This is a genomic window from Pelosinus fermentans JBW45, assembly GCF_000271665.2.
Classification (GTDB): Bacteria; Bacillota; Negativicutes; order DSM-13327; family DSM-13327; genus Pelosinus; species Pelosinus baikalensis.
Window position 1 is genome coordinate 3,294,799 of the sequence record NZ_CP010978.1, and the last position, 20,839, is coordinate 3,315,637.

Sequence of the window (20,839 nt, forward strand, 5' to 3'; positions counted from 1 at the left end):
TTTGCCGTCCTAAAAACACTATTTCACCTTATATGGACATAAATTTTTCGATTGCATGGGCAACACCGTGTTTATCATTGCCATAGGTCACAAAACTGCATAATTTTTTGATATCCTCTTTTGCCGTTCCCATAGCTACACTAAATCCAACAATCTCCATCATAGAAACATCATTGTAGTTATCCCCAATTGCCATCGCCTTATCCAGGGAAATTCCTAAACGATCTGCCACTATTTTTAATGCATTGCCTTTAGAGGCATCCTTATTCCCCAACTCAAAATTATTAGTCATGGATGATGTCATTAAAAACTGCTTCATTCCAGCAAAGTTATCAATCGCAATTTTCCTTTTTTTATCATCAAAAGAAAAGCAAAAAACCTTATAAAGCGCTTCCTCAGCATCCATAGCCTCCTCATAGTTTTTCACAGGAGTCATACCGCTTTGACTGAAGATCTGCTCTACTATTTCTTCAAAATATATGGAATCCACTTCAAAGGCTGTGCCTTTTAACCGCTGCGCCTCCCTCTGCAATATTTCTTTCGCATGAGAAGAAATGTAAATTTTCTTATTGGTGGAAACTTCATAATAATAATCTCTTTCCTCCAACCAGTTTACCATATATCTCACGTCATCCCGCCCCATTGTTAAGGATGAAATTTCTTGACCGATTTTATCATGAATCGCTGCACCATTATAGGATATCAAATAGGTATTCAATCCAAATTTCTTACAAATAGAAACAGCATCAAAATAGGTCCTGCCTGTTGCAACAATTACTTCAATCCCCTGCTCTTGCGCACGCTGGATCGCTTTTATATTTTCTTTACTTACTTCATGTTCCTCATTTAATAAAGTTCCATCTAAATCTGTTGCAATTAATCTCATATGTACTGTCACCTTTCTATATATTGGGATGATCGCTTATTTTACTATTTCTTTTTATTTCTCTTCTTCTTTTCGATTATCCTTTTTACAAAACACTATTGTACATCATATACACAGCAGATAACCACATAAAAATCGCGGATACCTTATTGATATATCCAAATAGCTGGGTAAAGCTCTTTTTCTTTCCCACATTCCATCCAACAACAGCTAGAAGAAAAAACCAGCACCAAGATACAAGAATACAAGCCATAGTAAATACTATTTTTTCATTTCCTGTATAATGAATCGCACTTGTTCCAATAACACCAATTGTATCAAGTACAGCATGAGGATTGAACAAAGACACTGTAACAGCAAAAACAATCTGCTGTTTGACGCCAAGCCCCTTTCCTGCACCAGTATCATTTCCTGCCCACGTGCTATTCCATGTCAACCAGCCCATATATGCCAAAAAACCAACTCCAATCATCAGGAAAAGGATCTTAATCCAGGCAAAACTCGCAATAAACAATGAAACTCCCTGAACTGCTAATACAATCAATAAAGTATCACATAGGGAGGCTGTAATGACCACAGGCAATGCTCGTAAAAAGGTTGGCTGGCTTGCTCCTTGTGTAAAGACAAATAAGTTTTGAACTCCTAAAGGCAATATGAGTCCCATAGCTAGAATCATTCCATGAAAAAAAGCTTGCATTAATCTCGCTCCTATACGTTTTTCTTCAGTATAGTGAAATCAAACTGAAATGTCTTCAGCCAATTGGCTTGTTTTTATCCCAACCAATTTGTTATAATCAAAAAAACAGCCAGTAAGGAGAAAATTATGTTAACGATTGACTGGGCACCTAATCATAAAGATTCCATGCCCTTATATCGACAAATCACAGAGTATATAAAAAACAAAATCACTCTTGGCGAATGGCCAATCCATAGTAAATTACCTCCTCAACGCAGACTCGCTCACATTCTTCAAGTAAATCGCAGTACCCTGACCATTGCACTGGATGAATTAATCGCCGACGGACTATTGGAAACGAGAGCAGGAAGCGGCACTTGGGTAGCCAACAATACCTGGTCAGTGTTAGCATCTACTCCAACTGTGAATTGGAATTCTTACCTAGATAAGGGTCTCTACCTTCCTAACCTTCAAATCATTCAAGAAATCAATCAGGCAGAGTTCAAACCTAATATGATCCGTTTAGGCACTGGGGAGCTCTCTCCAGAATTTTTTCCTCGGGACATGATGAGCTCGATATTACGAAATCTACCAGAACGTATTAATTCTTTAGGTTATGAAGAACCCAAAGGATTGCTTTTTCTCCGGCAACAAATCCGTATTTACTTACGCTCTTTAGGAATTGATACCTCTGTATCATCCATTATGATCGTATCAGGCGCATTGCAAGCTTTGCAACTCATATGCTCAAGCTTACTGCCAAAAGACTCTACTATTTTGCTTGAAAAGCCCTCCTATCTTTTTTCCCTCAAATTGTTCCAATCCATGAATATGCAATTTTCTGGTATTCCTCTTGATAAAGAAGGGATTGAACTGACTCCCATTGCATTTCAAAAACAACATAAAAATGCAAATTTACTATATACCATTCCTTGTTTTCACAACCCTACAAGTATCGTAATGTCAAAGCAAAGACGCAGAGACCTTATTCATTTGTGCCAACAAGAACAATTACCCGTTATTGAAGACGACGTATATCGGGAACTTTGGCTCGATTCACCTCCACCTATGCCTTTAAAGGCTCTTGAAAGAGAAGGACTTGTGCTCTACATTGGCAGTCTTTCAAAATCACTCAGCCCAGGACTACGAATTGGTTGGATTGTTGGACCTGAGCCAGTTATTGAACGGTTAGCAGATGTAAAAATGCAAAATGATTATGGATCAAGCTCCTTATCCCAATGGACTGCTGCTGAATGGTTTGCCAGCGGACTGTACCAACAACATCTAGAAGAAGTACGAAAGGCACTGCGTATTCGTCGCGAAGCAGCTTGCAAAAGTTTGCAAACCCATTTTGCAGATATTGCAACTTGGCAAGTTCCGACAGGTGGCTTTTATATTTGGCTTAGCTTGACCCATCCCCTTTCCATGCAAAAGCTTTTTAACCTTGCCTTGAATGAAGGTCTTTTAATCCATCCTGGAAGTATATATGACTATTTATCAAACCGCCATCTTCGCCTATCCTATTCCTATGCCTCATTATCTGAATTGAAAGAGGGACTGTATCGACTTTCCGTTATTATCAAAACTTTAAAGACTTAGTTCATTATATATGAATCACTATTCCATTCCTGGCAGACCAATAATCAATACGCAAGTTTTTAATACATTGCATATAGTAATAAAAGGTTTGCCTCTTCCCTTATTAAAGAGGTAAACCTTTTACTACTATGACATGGAAAAATCTTTTGCTAATGCTGCTGCAACAAACTCAATATGCTCCTGCAGCTCGATTTCTAACATTTGAGCACCTTGTATAATGGTTTCACGGTTAACTGCCCTGGCAAATGCTTTATCCTTCATTTTTTTCATAACGGATTTTACTTGCAAATTTGCGATACTTTTATCGGGACGTACCAAAGCACATGCAATAATAAAACCAGTAAGTTCATCGACTCCAAGCAACACCTTTTGCAATAAGCTTCTTTCTGGTGCCCAGTCCCTAGCATGAGATTCTATATCAATGATAAATTGATCTGTATAGCCGTGAGGCTTTAGCATATTTTTAGCATTGCCTGGATGCTCTTCAGGATATTTCTCAAAATCAACATCATGGAGCAATCCTACAGCTCCCCAGTACTCTACATCTTCACCATATTTTGCAGCATAAGCACGCATAGCAGCTTCTACTGCTAAACAATGATTTAATAGCGGTTTTTCTTGCACATACTGCGTTAAAATACTCCACGCCTTTTCTCTTGTTGTATCCATTTCTTCTTCCTCCAATACATTTTGGGGTAAGCTTCCCCTTCATTAAGAAATAATATCCATGATTCTTCTGCACGAGGCTGATTGTTTTTTTCCAAGATATATATCGAATCACATCGTCTTATAATGCTTTATAATCATTTGATTATTATAACATAAATAGAAGGAATAGCGAGTAGAAAAAAGGAACCTGCTGTTATATCCACTTACATCTACTGTTTTACATAAAGCTGCCAACATAAAAAAGAAATGTCTTGGCTCTTTGGAAAGATACTCTTTATAATATAAGTATCTTTTACTATATTAAAAGAGTATCTTAGCCCATCTAAGAACATGATTGGGATGGAGTACTCCATCCTGAATCACTCAATCTTATTTAAAACCACATCACTGGAGGGAAATGGATTATGTTGAGTACTTTGATTGAACAAGGTTATGGAGAACCAGAAGATCTTAACTGTGCTGAAAAAATACTATATGGTGCTAATGAAGTGTATCAATTAGGTTTGACTCCCCAAGCTTTGCGAATTTCATCAGGCTTTGGCGGAGGGATGACCATTGGCAGTGTATGCGGAGCTCTGACAGCAGCTATTATGGTATTAGGTATCTTGTTTGTTAAAGACAGGGCCCACGAAAGTGACAAAATTAAAATCTTAACACAAGAATTATTTGACACCTATCAGAAACAAATGGGTGATATTGACTGCACTCCTTTAAAAGATCACTATCGCAGGGAAGACATCAAATGCAAATATGTGATTACAAAAGCCGCCGCAGCTCTGGATACTATTATTAAGAAAGAACAAGACAGCCATCAAGCATAAATGAAAAAGAGGAAGCGCAAAGCTTCCTCTTTTTATCGTCGTTACATTTACTATCGTAATGGGAAGAGCAATGTAGCGCTGCTCTGTTCCCAGTACAACGTTAGTTGTACTCTTTCGTATTATCGTAACTGACTATATATATAATTGTGGTTCACCCTTCATTAACTGCTGTAATCGAACCACCCCATTCCAATCTCATTTTTCTTCCTTCGTACTTTTTACTTTTTTATCCTCCTTTCTTGATTTAAGTTTATTATATTACAAATAAACTTAATCTTCAATCTATTTTTTAAAAATTTCATAGTTAATTTTTCCACAGGAAATCACATATTCCTCTTTACTGATCTTTTAAAAGAAATAGCATATTCCATTACTGACAGACTAACAATCAATATCCAAATTTGTTTTTATGCATCATCTTTACAAAGAAATTTCAAATTATAGTTGCTCTCTCATTCCTAATGTCGCTATTATATATAATATAACTGTCTTTTAAGGAGGACCAGCATGCAGAAAATACCCTACATTGGAAAATGGATCTCTGGTTTATATAGAATTGGACAATCTTTTTTTGATCATCATTTAGGAACCTACAGTCTAGGAAGCGGTAATGGATACTACGCTTGCCTCACTTTTCTTTATCAGCAAGAAGGCATTACTCAAGATACAATCAGCAAGCATGTAGCAATTGATAAAACAACCATTGCTCGCGCGATTATGAAATTAGAATCACTAGGATATATTGAACGGCATGTTGATAGACTCGATCGACGTGCCAACCAAGTATATCTAACCGAAAAAGGTCGATCATTTCAGCCGATTCTTGAATCCACACTTACACAATGGACTACGTCTCTTACCCAAGGTTTTACACCAGAAGAAATACAAATGACATATATGCTTCTCGAAAAAATGACCCAAAATGCACTACTCATTAAGGAAAATTTAAATTCACAAGAAAAATCCTCGCCCAAGTGATACTAAGAGCTAAAAAACCCCTTGAACCTCACTTATTTTTTCTTATATAAGAGATTTTGTAGTACTATACCACCATTGATATCCGCCCCTTGACATTGGGATATGTTTGTACAATACTTCTCCAATATCCTCTACCATATCTCTACGTAAAATAATATAATCTATCAATGCTTGACGTTCAGCATCATCCGACAACCATTCTTCTGGAATTTCTGCAACTAGCTCATGAATGGATTCACAACTCATCTCTTTTACTTTTTTCACGTAGGGAAGAAAATGAGGAGGAGAAAGCCAGTCTCTAAGCAATAATCCATAGGAATAACGATAATATGGTTTAATGATTCTACTAATACTATTCAGATGGGCAATCGTCCATCTGGCAGTTCTAAATAAATGAGAATTATCAATCGCATATATTCTGCATCCAGCTTCGTCCTTACGCAACAAGAGATTTTTTTTATTATTTGTACGATCAGCATTATGAAACATATAATCAAATAATAAAATTCCAGCCATATCAGTGATATTATCAGCCTTAAACAAATTATTTTTTCCCACATATTCTGTATGATTTAGATACTTTGAGGCAAAATGCCACCCCGCAACTATTCCTGATGCTTGTAGCTGCGGACTTTGCTGTATGGTTTCTTCCCCAATTTTAATACTCGAACTTACAGGAAAACATAATCCCATGATTTCACCCAACTTTGCTGCTAAAAATTCATTTACCAATACCTTAGAACCTAGTCGATTATTTTGCAATTTGACTACATAAAAATTTCTGTCATTAGCACGAAATAATTGAGGTGAAGTAACTCCCACTCCGACATTCCCAAAATGTTTCATAGCAATGAGCATACCATCTACCTTCTCTCAAAATAATGCTAACTAAAAAAGACTCGGTAAGAACCTCTGCCGAGTCTTTTCATAGTTAAATAAAAAATTTCAACAACAACAAACTCCAGAAACGGAAGTTAAAGCTTCTAGATTTACCACAGCTGATCTAATCCTTCTATCTGAGATCGGAGTACTGCTACCAGGAACAAAGATATCTGTATTTGAGAGAATTGCTAAGCAATCGTCAATAGCAATAAGAGTTCCTTCGATGGAGAAGCCACCAAGAGTTGTTAATACAACAGAATCACCAACCATGCGGCATAATACTCTAACTAAATGACGACTTTCCGTCCGTTCTGTTGCTTCTTCGAAATCAGTTCTAGCTGATTCTAAAGAAGCGTCTAAGTTTTCAAAAGGATCTCTTACTATAGCTGTTCCTTTGGCAACTATGTTCCATAAATCAACGCGTGTGAAATCCACATGTAAGATTTCTCCCCCCGGACTTAGAATTTCTACAGCGTGGCACTTGGCTTCTATCGCCGGAGAAAGAATGGCAATACGACAATCTTCTATTGCCTGCAGATTACCGAAATATGCGAATCCATCAAAACCAAATAAGACTACATCCGTATTTAATTCCCGTTCTAGCTCTCTAACGAGTGCTGGATTCCGTAATTCTGTAAAAATGCTCATACACTATATACCTCCTATGCGGTAATACTATTTAAAATTTAATTCTTACTATACTGTATGAGTAAGGAACTCATAGTGTTACTGTTTAAATCTGTTTTTAAAAAGTAATAAAAAATAGGCAGGAAATTTTCTCCTGCCTATTATCAAGATAATACAATCATGTACCTTACTATTAAACTAAAACTTCATTCATACTGCCACTTCGATACCCCGACAAATCAACAGCGACATATGTAAAGCCAATTTTTTTAAGTCCTTGCTCAATTTGCTTTGCTATCTCTGGAACCGTGATTCGTCCAATATTTTCTGGCGCCACTTCAATGCGGGCAATATCTCCATGGTGGCGTACTCGAACTTGTCCTGGACAAAACTCTTTTACTAATGCTTCGGCTTTTTCGATTTGGTTAAGTCTCTCCGCTGTAATCGAAAGTCCATAAACCACCCTTGAAGAAAGGCAAGCAGCACTTAATTTATTCCAAGTCTGCAAGTTCCATTTCTTAGATATTTCTCGAATATCCTTTTTCGTTAAACCAGCTTCAACCAAAGGGCTCCTTACATGTTCTAGTTCTTCCACTGCTTTAATCCCAGGGCGATAATCGGATAAATCATCTACATTCGATCCATCTAATACCCAATTATAATTATTTTCTTTTGCCCAATCGACTAATACTGAAAATCGTTCTTGTTTACAGTAATAACAGCGTTGATTATTATTCTCTACAAAATCCGGACTATTTAATTCGCTAATATTTAAAAGTATGTGTTTAATACCAATTTCCTTTGCAATTTCAATTGCTTCTTTTTTTTCACTCTCCGGCAATGTCTCAGAAAAAGCAGTGATGGCTATGGCCTTGTCTCCAACAGCTCTTACTGCTGCTGCTGCTAAAAAGCTACTATCCACCCCTCCTGAAAAAGCTACGACAATACTCCCCAGTCCAGTTAATAAATGATTCAGTTTCTCCATTTTTTCAGTACTATTTCCCACGGTGATTCTCCTTTGTACTCCAGTTTATATGATATTTCATATGCCCTTAATTACTTCTAATATACCATGGCACTTTCCTTCCTGCCAATAAAATTTGACACCTTATATTCCATCCCCATCGACACCTACCAAGGAAGGATAGTAAATATTCGGTACAAATTCAACTACAACACCATTTCTTATAGTAATAACAATTTCTTCATTTCCCTGGGGGACTGCTCTTATTTTCCTTGGTGGTATTACTATCTCTTTTCTATCTTCAATTGCAGCAACTGCAAGACGATTACTCTGCACCATTTGATTTCCTCCCTTAATATGCAAAAAATGTTATTTAAATCTCCCATTTCATCTGAAAGGGGACTTAAATAACATTTTAGTCCTCTCTCATCTGTCAGGATAAATCCTGCTGGAATTAGCACCTCTGCATTGCTGCCGGTTGCCGGGTGTCATCGGGCCAGTCCCTCGACCACTCTTGATAAGAGTTTATCGTATTAAATTATTAATAAATATATCACGAAATAGTACAGTTAGCAATATATTTTTTAACTTCTCTGGCGTCAATGTATTTATACCTGTGCTTCTTTTCTCTTTTTCATCATATCAACGTAGACGGCTGCCAAAATCACGATACCTTTAATAATCAACTGCCAGAAGGAATTAATATTCAGCAGATTCAGTCCGTTGTTAAGAACACCAATAACAAGCACCCCAATTAAGGTACCGCCAATTTTCCCGATTCCCCCTGTCATGCTCGTACCGCCAAGTACAACTGCCGCAATGGCATCCAGTTCAAAGCCATTTCCTACTGTAGGCTGTCCGGAAAACATACGAGCCGCTAGTACAACGCCAGAAAAAGCTGCTAAGAAACCCGAGAAAGTGTATACAAATATTTCTATCCTCTTAATCTTAATACCTGTAAATCTGGCAGCTTCTTTGTTTCCGCCGACTGCATAAATATGTCGACCAAGTTTTGTCTTATTTAAAATAATCGCTGTAAGCAGCAAAAAGACAAAAGAATAAATGACGGGCAGAGGGATCGCCCCTAAATAGCCAGCACCAATTACATTGAAATCTTCATTCATGACACGTATTGGCTGACCACCAGTATATACATAGGCGGCACCACGGGCTATATTTAACATGGCAAGGGTTACGATAAAAGATGGTATACCAGTGTATGCCACCATCACACCATTAAATACTCCTGCAAGAGTTCCTACTAAAATACCGGCAAATACAGCTGCAGGTATAGGAACATTGCTAAATGCGATGAGTCCGCCTGTAACAGTTCCCGATAGTGCTACGATCGAACCTACCGAAAGATCAATACCGCAAATGATAATGACAAGTGTCATGCCTAAAGCAAGGTTCGCATTGGTAGATACTTGCCTTAATATATTAAGAATATTTGCTTCTGTTAAAAAAGCTGGTGATATGATGGACAAAGCCACGCACAATACTGCAAAACCGATTAATATACCAACATTTTCTTTAACGAATTCTAACATATCTAAACCTATTTTTTTAAAAAAATTTGATTTATGATTCGTTGCGACTTTCAACATCATTATATACCTCCTGTTGCCATATGCATGATTCTCTCTTGTGAAAATTCTTCTCGTTTCAACATCCCCGCTATACTGCCATTGCGGACTACTATAACTCGATCACTCATATTAATAATTTCAGGCAACTCCGAGGAAATCATAATGATAGATACCCCTTCTTGGGCAAGGCGATTTATAATTTCATAAATTTCTGCCTTCGCATTCACATCAACACCTCTGGTTGGCTCATCGAGGATTAATATTTGCGGTTTTGCTGCCAACCATTTGGCAATGACCACCTTCTGTTGATTACCGCCGCTAAGATTACTGATTAGCTGAAATGTACTCGATGTTTTAATCGCAAGTTTTTCTACATAGGTATTTATAATTTCATTTTCCTTTATTGCATCGACATTCATAAACGTTATAAATTGATCCAATATACGAAGTGTCATATTGTATCCAACCTGCCCCTTCATAATAAGACCTTCATCTTTCCTATTTTCAGGAACAAGAGCAATTCCAAAATTCATTGCATCATTAGGTGATTTTATAGTTACTTTTTTCCCATGTATAAAGATTTCACCAGAATCAAGGCGATCAAGTCCGAATATGGATTTCATAATTTCGGATCGTCCTGCACCCACCAACCCAGAAAAGCCTAAGATTTCCCCTTGTCTAAGATTAAAATTAATATTGCTAAATACGCCTTTTCTTGTTAGATTTTTTACTTCGAGGGCGTTCGCTCCCAGCTCATGGGGTATTTTATGATAATAGCTTGTAAGCTCACGACCTACCATTAATGAGATAAGGTCATTTACATTGGTTTCTTTTGTCACCTTAGTACTGATGTATTGACCATCACGCATGACTGTGATCCGATCAGTTATTCTGAACAGTTCTGACATTCTATGAGAAATATAGATAATTCCTACGCCTTGTGATTTCAAATTTTCTATGGTCGTAAAGAGAAAATTCACTTCTTTTTCTGTCAGGGATGATGTCGGTTCATCCATTACCAGTATCTTAGAGTTAAATGAAATCGCTCTGGCGACTTCAACCATTTGCTGCTCTGCTATATTTAACTTACATACTAACTGAGAAGCGTTTATACCAAGGTGAAAGAAATCCAGCAAATGCTGGGCCTTTCCCAACATTTCCTCCGTCTTGATGAATCCCAGCTTCCCCGTAGGTTCCCGCCCTGAAAAAATGTTCTCTGCTACAGACATATGGGGCACTAGAACAAGTTCTTGATGGATTATACTTACACCAGCATTTTGTGAGTCCTTAACATCGTGAATTGCCATCTTCTGACCCTCTATATAAATCTCACCCTCATCGACTCTATAAATACCACCAAGCACTTTCATAAGTGTGGATTTGCCCGCTCCATTTTCCCCCAGCACACCGTGTACCTCTCCCGCCTTTAGCTCAAAATTTACATCCTTCAACGCATAAACACCCGGAAAGTGCTTGTGAATGTTTTTCATTTCTAGAATAACATTGCTCACAATTTCACCTACTTTTACATTAATAACTTAGGCACAAACATAATAATAATAATAATAATAATAATGTCAGAGAGTTTTATTTGGTTATACCAGATAAAACCCTCTGACCCTTTGCCTACCGCGCGCAGTAATACGAACCGATTGCTTCCTTGAAAATAGCAGTATGTTTTTATGCTATTGCCAGTTTTTTATGCCGAATTTGTCTACATTACCCTTATCAATGAGTTCGGTTTTGACAGGCAGATTTTTCTCATATTGCTCACCTTTTAAAATTTGAATTGCAATTTTGTAAGATTCCTTACCAATGTTAATAGGGGATTGCGCACCGGTCCCCGTCATATCACCATCTTTGATTGCTGCCTTGGATTCAGGAGCACCATCAACGCCATACACCAAAATCCCTTTCTTATTCGCAGTTTTCAAAGCTGCAATTATGCCAAGTGCTGTTGGATCATTGCCGCCCATAAAGGCCTTAACATCAGGATTAGCCTGAAGTATAGCCTCAGCGATAGGCATTGAAATTTCAAGCTGACCTTTCCCATCCTGCTGCGCTACAATCTCAAACTTGCTCTTCTTATCCCCAAGACCTGCAAAAAAACCATCAATTCTATCAATAACAGATTTCATAGTAGGAGAATCAATCACAGCTATCTTTCCACCGTTTGGCATTTGTTTTACAAGATCTTCTCCACAAACTTTACCAGCGTTAAAATTATCCGATACAACAATAGAATTTACCAATTCTTTATCAAATACCTGGGCGTCAAAATTAACAATAGGAATATTGGCTTTCTTGGCAGCATCCAGTGCCGGTTTTATCCCCTTCCAATCAACAGGATTTAAGAAAATGAGATCCACCTTTTGAGCAATCATATCTTCAACTTGGGCAATCTGTTTTTGAGTATCAAGCTGAGGATCAAGAGTGATAAGCGTACCGCCATTTTTTTCAACATCTTCTCGGATAGATTTCTCAAGAGTAATAAAGAAAGGGTTATTCATTGTCATACAGGTATAGCCGAATTTATACTTTTTCACAGTATCATTTGCCTTCGGCTGGTCAACTGACTTAGCGCATCCTGCCAGTAAGCTTATACAGAAAAACGTGGCTAATAACATCGGCATTATTTTTTTCATACTATCCCTCCATCTCTTTCTCCTAAAAATCGCTGCCATCTGATATTCATGAGAATGTATTAAAAACCTCTCCACCTCCAGTCTAAATAAGATATCGGTTCAAGATCAAAGAACGTATAAACCACGAACTCATTATAAAATGATACAAAATTAAAATCATATGCCATCTGTCATAAGGATTCAGTTATATTTGTCACTCAAGAATGACAAATATAACTGAATTATCTGTTTTTTTATACTCTTTATTTATTTTTTAAAAACTCATTAATCTCTTTATTGAGATCTCCCATCGATTTCCCTGCATCCTTTTCCATGCTTACAGCCTGAAAAATTTCTTTATCGGCCATTGTCAACGCATCTTCATATTTTTGAAACTTAGGAGTAACAATCGACTGTTCAATGACCTCACTCAGCAGCGATTTATTAATGAATGTTTCTTCAGGACTAACCGCTGAAAACACTCTTTCACCAAATTCAGATTCTGTAATATAGCGTAAAACAGGTATCCCATAGGAGTACTTTAGAACATTTGTCTGCGTATTTTCTTTATACACTAAAAATTTTAAAAACTCCCACGCTTCCTTTTCATACTTTGTCCGGGAACTAATTCCCATGAGCAAGCTATGTAATTCTGCAACATTATTTCCCTTAGGACCTCGAGGCAACTTTATACACTCCCACTCAAATTGACCATATTTCTTTACTCGGTAAGGATAGGGTTTATATGCCTTATACGTGGAAAAAAGAAAGGGTCTGAAAGCAACTTTCCCAGCATCAAAATCGTTAGATGTGACCTTAGCATTCAAATGCAAGGCATTCAATTTCATTAAAAACTCTACTGCTTCCACAACCCCAGGGCTGTCAAAATAAGCCGCACTACCATCAGGTTCAAAAAGCCTTTGCCCGTTAGTATAGACCGCCTCCTGCCAGCTAAAGCCAAAAGTTCCAAACTGATCAACTTGACCGTCTCCATCCGTATCCCTTGTCACTTTTTTGCAGATGTCATAAAAATCATTCCAAGTCCAATTTCCTTTGGGGATTGGTATCCCCTCTCTAGCAAGTAGTGTTTTATTAACAAACATTAACACAGGAGCGATTTCACTGGGAAGTGCATATTGCCGTTTCTGAAATTGACCTGATTGAATCGCATTTACATACATTTTACTCGCGTCAAATTGAGAATCATGATTCATAAGTTCATCCAGATCCTTTAAAATTCCAATTGACACTAACGTATTAAAATCCTTTGGCAGAATGCAAAAAATATCTGGCTCCTTTCCTCTGATAATTTTTTGTGATAGCCATTCTGAATAATTACGTTTCAAGGTCCCACTTCTGTAAGTAACTTTTATTCCTGGATTCATCTTTTCAAATTCCGATATTGCTTCGTCAAAGAACTTATTACTGTCTTGTATTGGCACATCCCAATAGCTTCCAGCGAAGACTCCAATTTCAAGAATAATGGGCTGCTTTATCATTTGATAGCCTTGAAATATGATCATTGCAAGAATTAGGACTCCTATTGACACTACTATTATGATTTTTTTGCTTACATTTTGCCTCAATAGATTGCTCATGTTAATGACTAACTTCTTTCATGGTTAAACCTGACTGCACAGCATAGATCGCAATCTGGGTTCTGTCCCTTAAACTGAGCTTACTCAAGATACTGCTTATATAATTCCGTATGGTCCCTTCGCTGAATTTTAACTTTTCCGTTATTTCTTTATTGGACATCCCCATACCAACAAACTGTATAATTCTTAACTCATTTTTGCTTAAATCCTCAATAACATCTTGGGTTACATTCACAAGATAATCTGCATTTGCCATTTGAGAAAAAAATTTGAACACCTTTACAGCAATATTAGGGTTGATGAGTGCCCCACCACCATATACGATCTTAATGGCTTCTACTAGCTCTTTTACTGAAATTCCTTTCAAAAGATAGCCGCTTGCCCCGTTTTTTAAGGCATTAAATACATACTCATCATCATCGAAAGTAGTAAGTACAATAATCTTTATTTTAGGAAAGGCCTCCTTAATAATCTCAATGCATCGTACTCCATCCATTTCCGGCATGCGAATATCCATCAAAATAACATCTGGTAACAGTTTCTTGACTAATCTGGCTACTTGCTTACCATTTTCTGCAGTACCAACAATTTGGATCCCGGCTTTGTTATGCAGCATGATCTCAAGACTTTGCCTAATAATCTCTTGATCCTCTACAATTAAAACTTTAATCATGATGTCACCTCCACCTTATAGGCAATACAGCGTACATCGTAAAACCTGCACCATTTTGACTAAAGAACTCTGCTTTTCCATTTAATAAACCGACCATTTCCCTAATATGTGTAAGTCCGAATCCCTCTTCAATCGCTGGGCAGCCAATCCCATCATCTATGACTTCAATTTTTATGGTACTATGGTCAAACTGAAAATGGATAGTAATCACCTTTGCTTTCCCATGACGCACAGCATTTGTAATTCCTTCCTGAATAAATCGGTAGACCGTTTCTTCTTCCTCAATCCACAGTTTTTTTATTGTTCCTTCGATATGCAATTGAACCTTCGTTCTGGTACAGTCTGTAATATTGTCAGCCAGCTTCTGTATGGCAGGAATGAGGGATAGCCGCTCCATCGCATCAGGCCTTAATGCACTTACAGACCTTCTGACTTCCAGCAAACCCTCTTTGGACAGTTCGGCGATTTTGATCATCTGGCTTTTTGTTTTTTTATTGTCCCAATCAATCATTTCAATACAAGCTTCAAGCCCCGTAGCAATACCAGTGAGAGTATGTCCTATGGTGTCATGAATCTCCCTGGCAAGACGGTTTCGCTCCTTGGTTTTAACCATGTCCTCTGATTTTCTGCTATATTCCTGCAACTGTATCGTAGAAATTTTCGACTCTTCGGCTGCTTGATAGAGAGTATCATATAAATCTTTCAATCTTACCCTCTCATCTACCTGATTTTGAATCACAATCATCATAAAAAAAATGAAAAGAACATCATTTAAAGAGAACAAAACATTGCGAATACCAAAAATATAAAGGCGCTGTGTAAAAGTATAGTGCTGTATATAGTCATTGATCGAAAACAGATTGAATTTTATAGAAAAGATATCGTAATCAAACAGTATATAAACCAGTATCGATACAACTAAAAACATGTATTTTTTCTTATTTCCTTCTATATAAACTACAATATTAGCAATGGGTAGCAGCATCACTCCCTTATAGCTCATATTTAAATAATACATGATAGCAATACAAAGCATGATGTCTATAATGGAAAATAAATAGAGTACCGGTCTTACATATTCCCCAAATTTTTCTCGTATACCAACACCTAAAATCAGCGTGGCAAGAAGAACAAGAGAAAACACAGGGACCTTCCAGGGAGTCGTCGGAATAAATTTTATATTTTCCAAAAAATCTCTTGCCATAGAATGATCACAAATAAGTTCCGTAGTCTCATAAATAATAATTGACATAAATAATATCACGATAAAATTTACAAAAAACATCATCATTCTGATTACATTTACATTTTTATGATTCATATTTCTATCCCCTATCCAACCTTTGTAGAACGATTGAGGAAAGATGCAGCAGACGTTTGTCAATAGCACTACCTTTAATCTAAATTTTCTGATAATAATAAAATGACAAATGTAACTGGCTACTTATGACAGAATACAGATGTTTTCTATTTAACCAAATTCTATAATACATATTGTAATATTCTCCAGAAGTCTTACATGCATATTTTCTGTAATTGATGACCGATTAAAATGAGGGGGATAAAAACATGTCATTAACAACTTTAGAGCCACTTCTGGAAGATGCTAAAGCAATAAAGATGGATTTGGCAATAGAAGGTACATATGAAGCTGTAACAGAACATCTGCAAATCTTTATGAGCAATGATAAAGCATAACTACTAACTACATTTTAATCGTGGAGGTGAATCATGAGTAAGGTTGTCTGTTTGGGAATACTGGTTGCCGATCTCATTGCAAAGCCTGTAGCCCAATTTCCATCAAAGGGTAAGCTCACGAATGTGGATACAATGGAGCTTCACACTGGGGGATGCGCAACGAATACGGCAATTGATTTAGCGAAACTTGGTGAAGATGTAGGTGTTATCGGTCTTATCGGCAATGATGCCTTCGGCTCCTTTATCCTCAATCGACTAAAGGCAGAAAATGTGGATATTACGGGTGTAAAACATACAACACAGATCGGTACCTCTACCTCAATGGTATTTTCAGATCCAGATGGTGAAAGAAGCTTCCTTTATTATCCCGGGGCGAATGGTATCCTCGCAGAAGAGGATATTGATTTCTCGGTAATTGAAAGGTGTGAAATTTTATTTATTGCGGGCTCTTTATTAATGCCGACCTTAGACGGCGAACCAACTGCCAGATTATTAAAAAGAGCTCAGAAATTTGGCAAATATACAATACTAGATACGGCATGGGATGCATCAGAAAAATGGATGTCAGCCATCGGTCCTTGTCTTCCATACCTCGACTTATTCATGCCAAGTATCGAAGAAGCGCAAATGCTGAGTGGCAAGGACAACGTAGAAGATATGGCTAAAGTCTTTTTAACGGCTGGCACTCAAAATGTCGTTATTAAGTGTGGCGCCAAAGGATGCTACATGGAAAACAGCACGGAAAAGCATTACTTGCCAGCATTTGGAGTCAATGCGATTGATACCAATGGTGCTGGGGATTCATTTGTCGCAGGCTTTATAGCAGGGCTCGCCAATAAGTGGGATTTGAAACGCTGTGCTGAATTTGCCAATGCAGTCGGTGCCCATTGCGTAACAGCACTGGGAGCATCTAGCGGCATTAAAAGCAAAGAAGAAATCATCATATTTATGGAAAATAGGAGTAATTATCATGATAAATAAATCAGAGTATGAGTCTATAGCTCAAAAAGTCCTTATTTACTATGAAAGGGTCGGTATTGCCATAACCAATGAAGAAAAAATTCGTATTGAGATCGCAGACTTTGGTCTGAATGATATTTATAATACAGGATTACAATTAATAACCTATGTAAATACTGACAGAGTTTGCGCTAAAGAAATGGTACTTATGCCTTATCAGACTTGTCCTGAACATAAGCATCCTACAAGAAAGGAACTAGCGGGAAAAGAAGAAACTTTTAGATGCAGATATGGCACAGTATATCTATATGTGGAAGGAGAAAAAATAGAACGTCCTCACTGTAATCCACCTTGCGGCTCAGAGCAATACTATACCGTTTGGAAAGAGATTATTCTTACTCCTGGAGAACAATATACAATCTACCCTGATACCCTGCATTGGTTCCAAGCCGGCAGGTTAGGTGCTGTCATTTCAGAATTTTCCACTCATTCTACAGACAAAACCGATATCTTTACCGATAGCAGGATTATACGGTAGTGATTTGCAAATGATGATATAGTAAAAAAGTAGACAAGGAAATCCCTGCCTACTTTTTTACTATATATATTCTTCATAGTCTTCGCATCTTCGTGGTTCAAAATGCTTTATTTTTTATCCTATCTCTCTTTTCTCTGTGGTCCCTTTTTCTATTTTATATGTTTTTAAAAGACGCGTCAGCGTTTTTCTTTATCGCCCGGAATGCAATATCTTTTCGATAATGCATTCCTTTAAATTTTATAGATCCAATTGCCTGATATGCCTTGTCCACTGCTTGCTTAATAGCAGAGTCTGTAGCTGTTACACCAAGTACACGTCCACCATTCGTTAACACCTGTCCTTCGCAGCCAGCAGTGCCAGCATGAAATACATAGGCGCCTTGCTCTTCCGCTTTGTCGATACCACTAATGATATCGCCCTTAGCATATTCTTCAGGATATCCTCCCGCCGCTAACACTACACATACAGCAGCCTCATCCTTCCAATTAACAGAAGTACCTGCCAATGTACCCTCTATGCAAGCTTTCATAATCGTTACTAAATCGCTATCTAGCAAAGGTAGTACGACTTGAGTTTCAGGATCACCAAAACGAGCATTAAATTCAATGACCTTAGGACCATCTACAGTCATAATCAACCCTAAATACAAGCATCCACAATAAGAACATCCTTCACTTTCCATGGCAGCAATTGTAGGCTGAAAAATCTCTTTCAGGACCTGGGCACTGATCGCTGGGGTAATAATCGGAGCAGGTGCATAGGCTCCCATCCCTCCTGTATTAGGTCCCTGATCATGATCAAAGACTCGCTTATGATCTTGAGCTGCTACCATAGGGATGATCGTCTTCCCATCAGTAAAAGCTAATATAGAAGCTTCCTCACCCACTAAGAATTCCTCTATGACGACCTGACTGCCTGCTTGACCAAAAGCTCCGTCACACATCATCATATCAACCGCTGCTAGAGCTTCATCAATGGTCATTGCAACCACAACGCCTTTACCAGCTGCCAATCCATCAGCCTTTACGACTACAGGCGCTCCCTGGGAGTTTATGTATGCCTTTGCCATATCAGCCTGAGTAAATACAGCATATTTAGCAGTAGGGATATTATATTTTTCCATTAAATTTTTAGCAAAAGTTTTTGAGCTTTCAATCTGAGCGGCAGCCTGGGTAGGTCCAAAACAGGCAAGACCATTTGCCTGAAAAACATCTACGATACCATTTGATAAAGGAATTTCAGGACCTACTACGGTGAGCGTAACCTTCTGCTCTTTAGCAAATGCCACAAGAGCAGCATTATCCATGATATCAAGTTCTACACACTCGGCGATTTTTGCAATACCTGGATTGCCAGGGATACAGAATATCTTTTCTACATCTCTATTTTCTTTTAATTTAGACACTAATGCATGCTCACGTCCGCCGCCACCAATGACCAATAGATTCATGGCTAATCTCCCTTCCAATGGGCTGTTTCGGCAACTGCCCCACAAATTTATATACTTAATGTTTAAAATGTCTTGTTCCTGTAAATACCATAGCAATCCCATGTTCATCAGCAGCTTCAATAGATTCTTGATCACGCACAGAACCACCAGGCTGAATAATGACTTTGATTCCTGCTTTTGCTGCAGTATCCACTGTATCACGGAAAGGTAAAAACGCATCGGAAGCCATTACTGCACCGAAAGCTTTAGCACCAGCTTGTTCTAAGGCAATAGCAGCAGCTCCTACACGATTCATTTGTCCTGCGCCAACACCTAAGGTCTGATTATCATTAGCAATCACAATGGCATTGGATTTCACATGTTTAACCACTTTCCAAGCAAGGAGCAGCTCTTCCCACTCTTTTGTGGTTGGCTGAGTTTTCGTGACAACTTTCATATCATGGCAACTTTCAACCACAGTGTCTTTATCTTGCACTAACATGCCACCTGAAACTGTTTTTATATCCACCTGTTTACTGCCCGTTTGCAGCTTTTCAGCCACGAGAAGACGAAGATTCTGTTTTTTTGTTAACAAATCTAATGCATCTTTTGTATAGCCTGGAGCAACAACTGCTTCAGCAAACAATTTACTGATTTGTACAGCTGTTGCCACATCTACATCCCGGTTTAAACCAATAATTCCACCATAGGCAGATACAGGGTCAGCCTGATAGGCTTTTGCATAGGCTTCTGCCAAATCAATACCCACACCCGTACCACATGGATTGGTGTGTTTTATAATCGTAGCTGCCGGTTTTTCAAATTCAGCGACAATATTGTAAGCAGATTCTATATCCACAATATTGTTAAAAGACAATTCTTTGCCATGTAATTGCTGGGCATTTGCGACCCCTACAGCAGCAACATGTTTCTCCCGATAAAAGGCTGCCTGTTGCTGAGGATTTTCTCCGTAACGTAACGGCTGCACTTTTTCATAGACTACATGCACTGTATCCGGAAAAGCTCCCTCTCCCAGTTGCCCTGCCAAGTAAGTTGCAATGCAAGCATCATATTCAGCAGTATGATGAAAAGCCTCTTTTGCTAATGCCATGCGATAAGCAGGCAAAATATCATTTTCTTGAGCCAACTGCTTTAAAATATCACCATAACGTGCTGGATTCACTACCACTGTTACATATTGGAAATTTTTAGATGCTGCACGAATCATAGCAGGTCCGCCAATATCAATATTTTCTACAGCATCCTCCAGTGACACATTTGGACGCTCTATAGTTTGGCGAAAGGGATATAAATTGACAACTACCATATCGATAGCTGAAATGTGATGTTTCTCCATGGCTTCTACATGAGCCTTATTATCGCGAACGGCTAAGATTCCACCATGAATATAAGGGTTTAATGTTTTTACGCGACCATCCATAATTTCCGGAAAGCCAGTAATATCACTCACATATTTGACAGGAATTCCTGCTTCCCGCAATGTTTTCATCGTACCACCAGTAGAAATAATTTCCACACCATACTGATGTAATTGCTGGGCAAATTCAACAATACCTGTTTTATCTGAAACGCTAATAAGGGCACGCTTGATGTTCATTTTTATTCCT

The 20,839-nt window shown here is 38.0% G+C and carries 21 protein-coding genes and 1 riboswitch; of the genes, 6 read left to right on the top strand and 15 right to left on the bottom strand.

The genetic code is table 11. The features are described 5' to 3' along the window. Nucleotides 1-28: 28 nt before the first annotated feature. Nucleotides 29-886 carry a Cof-type HAD-IIB family hydrolase gene (locus JBW_RS14600; protein ID WP_007957721.1) on the bottom strand — a complete coding sequence of 286 codons (858 nt, stop codon included), beginning with the start codon at nt 884-886 and terminating at the stop codon, nt 29-31. Between the two features lie 85 nt (nt 887-971). Beyond that, nucleotides 972-1,583 (bottom strand): LysE/ArgO family amino acid transporter, encoded by a 612-nt coding sequence (locus tag JBW_RS14605; RefSeq protein WP_007957723.1) that lies wholly within the window; start codon nt 1,581-1,583, stop codon nt 972-974. A 126-nt stretch (nt 1,584-1,709) separates the two neighbouring features. On the opposite strand from JBW_RS14605, the gene JBW_RS14610 reads away from it, so the two are divergent. Then, the gene (locus tag JBW_RS14610) at nt 1,710-3,161 is read left to right on the top strand and encodes a PLP-dependent aminotransferase family protein (protein ID WP_007957725.1); all 1,452 of its coding nucleotides are present in this window, start codon (nt 1,710-1,712) and stop codon (nt 3,159-3,161) included. A 126-nt stretch (nt 3,162-3,287) separates the two neighbouring features. Here JBW_RS14610 and JBW_RS14615 read toward each other — a convergent pair whose 3' ends face one another. Beyond that, nucleotides 3,288-3,830, bottom strand: coding sequence for an HDIG domain-containing metalloprotein (locus JBW_RS14615; RefSeq protein ID WP_007957727.1), 543 nt, complete (start codon nt 3,828-3,830; stop codon nt 3,288-3,290). Nucleotides 3,831-4,234: 404 nt separating this feature from the next. Between JBW_RS14615 and JBW_RS14620 the strand changes: the two genes are divergently transcribed. Together JBW_RS14620 and JBW_RS14625 are read left to right on the top strand one after the other, a co-directional pair. Next, complete coding sequence (locus JBW_RS14620) at nt 4,235-4,651, top strand: C-GCAxxG-C-C family (seleno)protein (RefSeq protein ID WP_007957728.1); 417 nt, start codon at nt 4,235-4,237, stop codon at nt 4,649-4,651. A 507-nt stretch (nt 4,652-5,158) separates the two neighbouring features. Further along, complete coding sequence (locus JBW_RS14625) at nt 5,159-5,629, top strand: MarR family winged helix-turn-helix transcriptional regulator (RefSeq protein ID WP_007957730.1); 471 nt, start codon at nt 5,159-5,161, stop codon at nt 5,627-5,629. A gap of 42 nt (nt 5,630-5,671) precedes the next feature. On the opposite strand, the gene JBW_RS14630 is transcribed toward JBW_RS14625, so the two are convergent. The 10 genes from JBW_RS14630 to JBW_RS14675 all read right to left on the bottom strand — a co-directional run bounded on the left by JBW_RS14630 (nt 5,672) and on the right by JBW_RS14675 (nt 15,907). Beyond that, nucleotides 5,672-6,475 carry a HipA family kinase gene (locus JBW_RS14630; RefSeq protein ID WP_235333789.1) on the bottom strand — a complete coding sequence of 268 codons (804 nt, stop codon included), beginning with the start codon at nt 6,473-6,475 and terminating at the stop codon, nt 5,672-5,674. Between the two features lie 99 nt (nt 6,476-6,574). Further along, complete coding sequence (locus JBW_RS14635) at nt 6,575-7,159, bottom strand: hypothetical protein (RefSeq protein ID WP_007957735.1); 585 nt, start codon at nt 7,157-7,159, stop codon at nt 6,575-6,577. A gap of 172 nt (nt 7,160-7,331) precedes the next feature. Further along, on the bottom strand, nt 7,332-8,144 hold the full coding sequence (gene larE, locus JBW_RS14640; protein WP_007957736.1) for an ATP-dependent sacrificial sulfur transferase LarE: 813 nt from the start codon (nt 8,142-8,144) through the stop codon (nt 7,332-7,334). 102 nt (nt 8,145-8,246) lie between these two features. Then, complete coding sequence (locus JBW_RS14645; RefSeq protein ID WP_007957737.1) at nt 8,247-8,441, bottom strand: hypothetical protein; 195 nt, start codon at nt 8,439-8,441, stop codon at nt 8,247-8,249. Nucleotides 8,442-8,525: 84 nt separating this feature from the next. Continuing rightward, nucleotides 8,526-8,626, bottom strand: a riboswitch (SAM riboswitch). Nucleotides 8,627-8,710: 84 nt separating this feature from the next. Continuing rightward, entirely contained in the window at nt 8,711-9,712 is a 1,002-nt protein-coding gene (locus tag JBW_RS14650; protein ID WP_007957738.1) for an ABC transporter permease, read from the bottom strand. Next, complete coding sequence (locus JBW_RS14655; RefSeq protein WP_007957739.1) at nt 9,712-11,202, bottom strand: sugar ABC transporter ATP-binding protein; 1,491 nt, start codon at nt 11,200-11,202, stop codon at nt 9,712-9,714. The genes JBW_RS14650 and JBW_RS14655 overlap by 1 nt, the downstream gene beginning before the upstream one ends. Before the next feature lie 174 nt (nt 11,203-11,376). Beyond that, nucleotides 11,377-12,336 carry a sugar ABC transporter substrate-binding protein gene (locus JBW_RS14660; protein WP_007957740.1) on the bottom strand — a complete coding sequence of 320 codons (960 nt, stop codon included), beginning with the start codon at nt 12,334-12,336 and terminating at the stop codon, nt 11,377-11,379. A 242-nt stretch (nt 12,337-12,578) separates the two neighbouring features. After that, nucleotides 12,579-13,838 (bottom strand): ABC transporter substrate-binding protein, encoded by a 1,260-nt coding sequence (locus JBW_RS14665; RefSeq protein WP_007957743.1) that lies wholly within the window; start codon nt 13,836-13,838, stop codon nt 12,579-12,581. A gap of 76 nt (nt 13,839-13,914) precedes the next feature. Next, nucleotides 13,915-14,586, bottom strand: a complete 672-nt coding sequence (locus JBW_RS14670; protein WP_007957744.1) for a response regulator transcription factor — start codon at nt 14,584-14,586, stop codon at nt 13,915-13,917. A gap of 4 nt (nt 14,587-14,590) precedes the next feature. Next, a complete protein-coding gene (locus tag JBW_RS14675; RefSeq protein WP_007957746.1) occupies nt 14,591-15,907 on the bottom strand; it encodes a sensor histidine kinase in 1,317 nt (438 codons plus the stop codon). 248 nt (nt 15,908-16,155) lie between these two features. On the opposite strand from JBW_RS14675, the gene JBW_RS26050 reads away from it, so the two are divergent. The 3 genes from JBW_RS26050 to JBW_RS14685 are packed head-to-tail and all read left to right on the top strand — an operon-like array spanning nt 16,156 to nt 17,782. Continuing rightward, nucleotides 16,156-16,284 carry a hypothetical protein gene (locus JBW_RS26050; RefSeq protein WP_007957748.1) on the top strand — a complete coding sequence of 43 codons (129 nt, stop codon included), beginning with the start codon at nt 16,156-16,158 and terminating at the stop codon, nt 16,282-16,284. Nucleotides 16,285-16,317: 33 nt separating this feature from the next. Next, nucleotides 16,318-17,265 carry a carbohydrate kinase family protein gene (locus JBW_RS14680; RefSeq protein ID WP_007957750.1) on the top strand — a complete coding sequence of 316 codons (948 nt, stop codon included), beginning with the start codon at nt 16,318-16,320 and terminating at the stop codon, nt 17,263-17,265. Continuing rightward, complete coding sequence (locus JBW_RS14685; protein WP_007957752.1) at nt 17,255-17,782, top strand: D-lyxose/D-mannose family sugar isomerase; 528 nt, start codon at nt 17,255-17,257, stop codon at nt 17,780-17,782. The genes JBW_RS14680 and JBW_RS14685 overlap by 11 nt, the downstream gene beginning before the upstream one ends. Before the next feature lie 154 nt (nt 17,783-17,936). Here JBW_RS14685 and purD read toward each other — a convergent pair whose 3' ends face one another. Together purD and purH are read right to left on the bottom strand one after the other, a co-directional pair. After that, nucleotides 17,937-19,232, bottom strand: coding sequence for a phosphoribosylamine--glycine ligase (gene purD / locus JBW_RS14690; protein ID WP_007957753.1), 1,296 nt, complete (start codon nt 19,230-19,232; stop codon nt 17,937-17,939). 55 nt (nt 19,233-19,287) lie between these two features. Next, nucleotides 19,288-20,829, bottom strand: coding sequence for a bifunctional phosphoribosylaminoimidazolecarboxamide formyltransferase/IMP cyclohydrolase (gene purH / locus JBW_RS14695; RefSeq protein ID WP_007957755.1), 1,542 nt, complete (start codon nt 20,827-20,829; stop codon nt 19,288-19,290). Nucleotides 20,830-20,839 lie beyond the last annotated feature (10 nt).

Coding starts and splice junctions, on each gene's coding strand:
- JBW_RS14630 (WP_235333789.1), bottom strand. CDS start 6,475: ATGAAACATTTTGGGAATGTCGGAGTGGGAGTTACTTCACCTCAATTA.
- JBW_RS14665 (WP_007957743.1), bottom strand. CDS start 13,838: ATGATCATATTTCAAGGCTATCAAATGATAAAGCAGCCCATTATTCTT.
- JBW_RS14680 (WP_007957750.1), top strand. CDS start 16,318: ATGAGTAAGGTTGTCTGTTTGGGAATACTGGTTGCCGATCTCATTGCA.
- JBW_RS14645 (WP_007957737.1), bottom strand. CDS start 8,441: ATGGTGCAGAGTAATCGTCTTGCAGTTGCTGCAATTGAAGATAGAAAA.
- JBW_RS14685 (WP_007957752.1), top strand. CDS start 17,255: ATGATAAATAAATCAGAGTATGAGTCTATAGCTCAAAAAGTCCTTATT.
- JBW_RS14610 (WP_007957725.1), top strand. CDS start 1,710: ATGTTAACGATTGACTGGGCACCTAATCATAAAGATTCCATGCCCTTA.
- JBW_RS14625 (WP_007957730.1), top strand. CDS start 5,159: ATGCAGAAAATACCCTACATTGGAAAATGGATCTCTGGTTTATATAGA.
- JBW_RS14600 (WP_007957721.1), bottom strand. CDS start 886: ATGAGATTAATTGCAACAGATTTAGATGGAACTTTATTAAATGAGGAA.
- JBW_RS14635 (WP_007957735.1), bottom strand. CDS start 7,159: ATGAGCATTTTTACAGAATTACGGAATCCAGCACTCGTTAGAGAGCTA.
- JBW_RS14670 (WP_007957744.1), bottom strand. CDS start 14,586: ATGATTAAAGTTTTAATTGTAGAGGATCAAGAGATTATTAGGCAAAGT.
- JBW_RS14615 (WP_007957727.1), bottom strand. CDS start 3,830: ATGGATACAACAAGAGAAAAGGCGTGGAGTATTTTAACGCAGTATGTG.
- purD (WP_007957753.1), bottom strand. CDS start 19,232: ATGAATCTATTGGTCATTGGTGGCGGCGGACGTGAGCATGCATTAGTG.
- purH (WP_007957755.1), bottom strand. CDS start 20,829: ATGAACATCAAGCGTGCCCTTATTAGCGTTTCAGATAAAACAGGTATT.
- JBW_RS14675 (WP_007957746.1), bottom strand. CDS start 15,907: ATGAATCATAAAAATGTAAATGTAATCAGAATGATGATGTTTTTTGTA.
- JBW_RS26050 (WP_007957748.1), top strand. CDS start 16,156: ATGTCATTAACAACTTTAGAGCCACTTCTGGAAGATGCTAAAGCAATA.
- JBW_RS14605 (WP_007957723.1), bottom strand. CDS start 1,583: ATGCAAGCTTTTTTTCATGGAATGATTCTAGCTATGGGACTCATATTG.
- JBW_RS14660 (WP_007957740.1), bottom strand. CDS start 12,336: ATGAAAAAAATAATGCCGATGTTATTAGCCACGTTTTTCTGTATAAGC.
- JBW_RS14650 (WP_007957738.1), bottom strand. CDS start 9,712: ATGATGTTGAAAGTCGCAACGAATCATAAATCAAATTTTTTTAAAAAA.
- JBW_RS14620 (WP_007957728.1), top strand. CDS start 4,235: ATGTTGAGTACTTTGATTGAACAAGGTTATGGAGAACCAGAAGATCTT.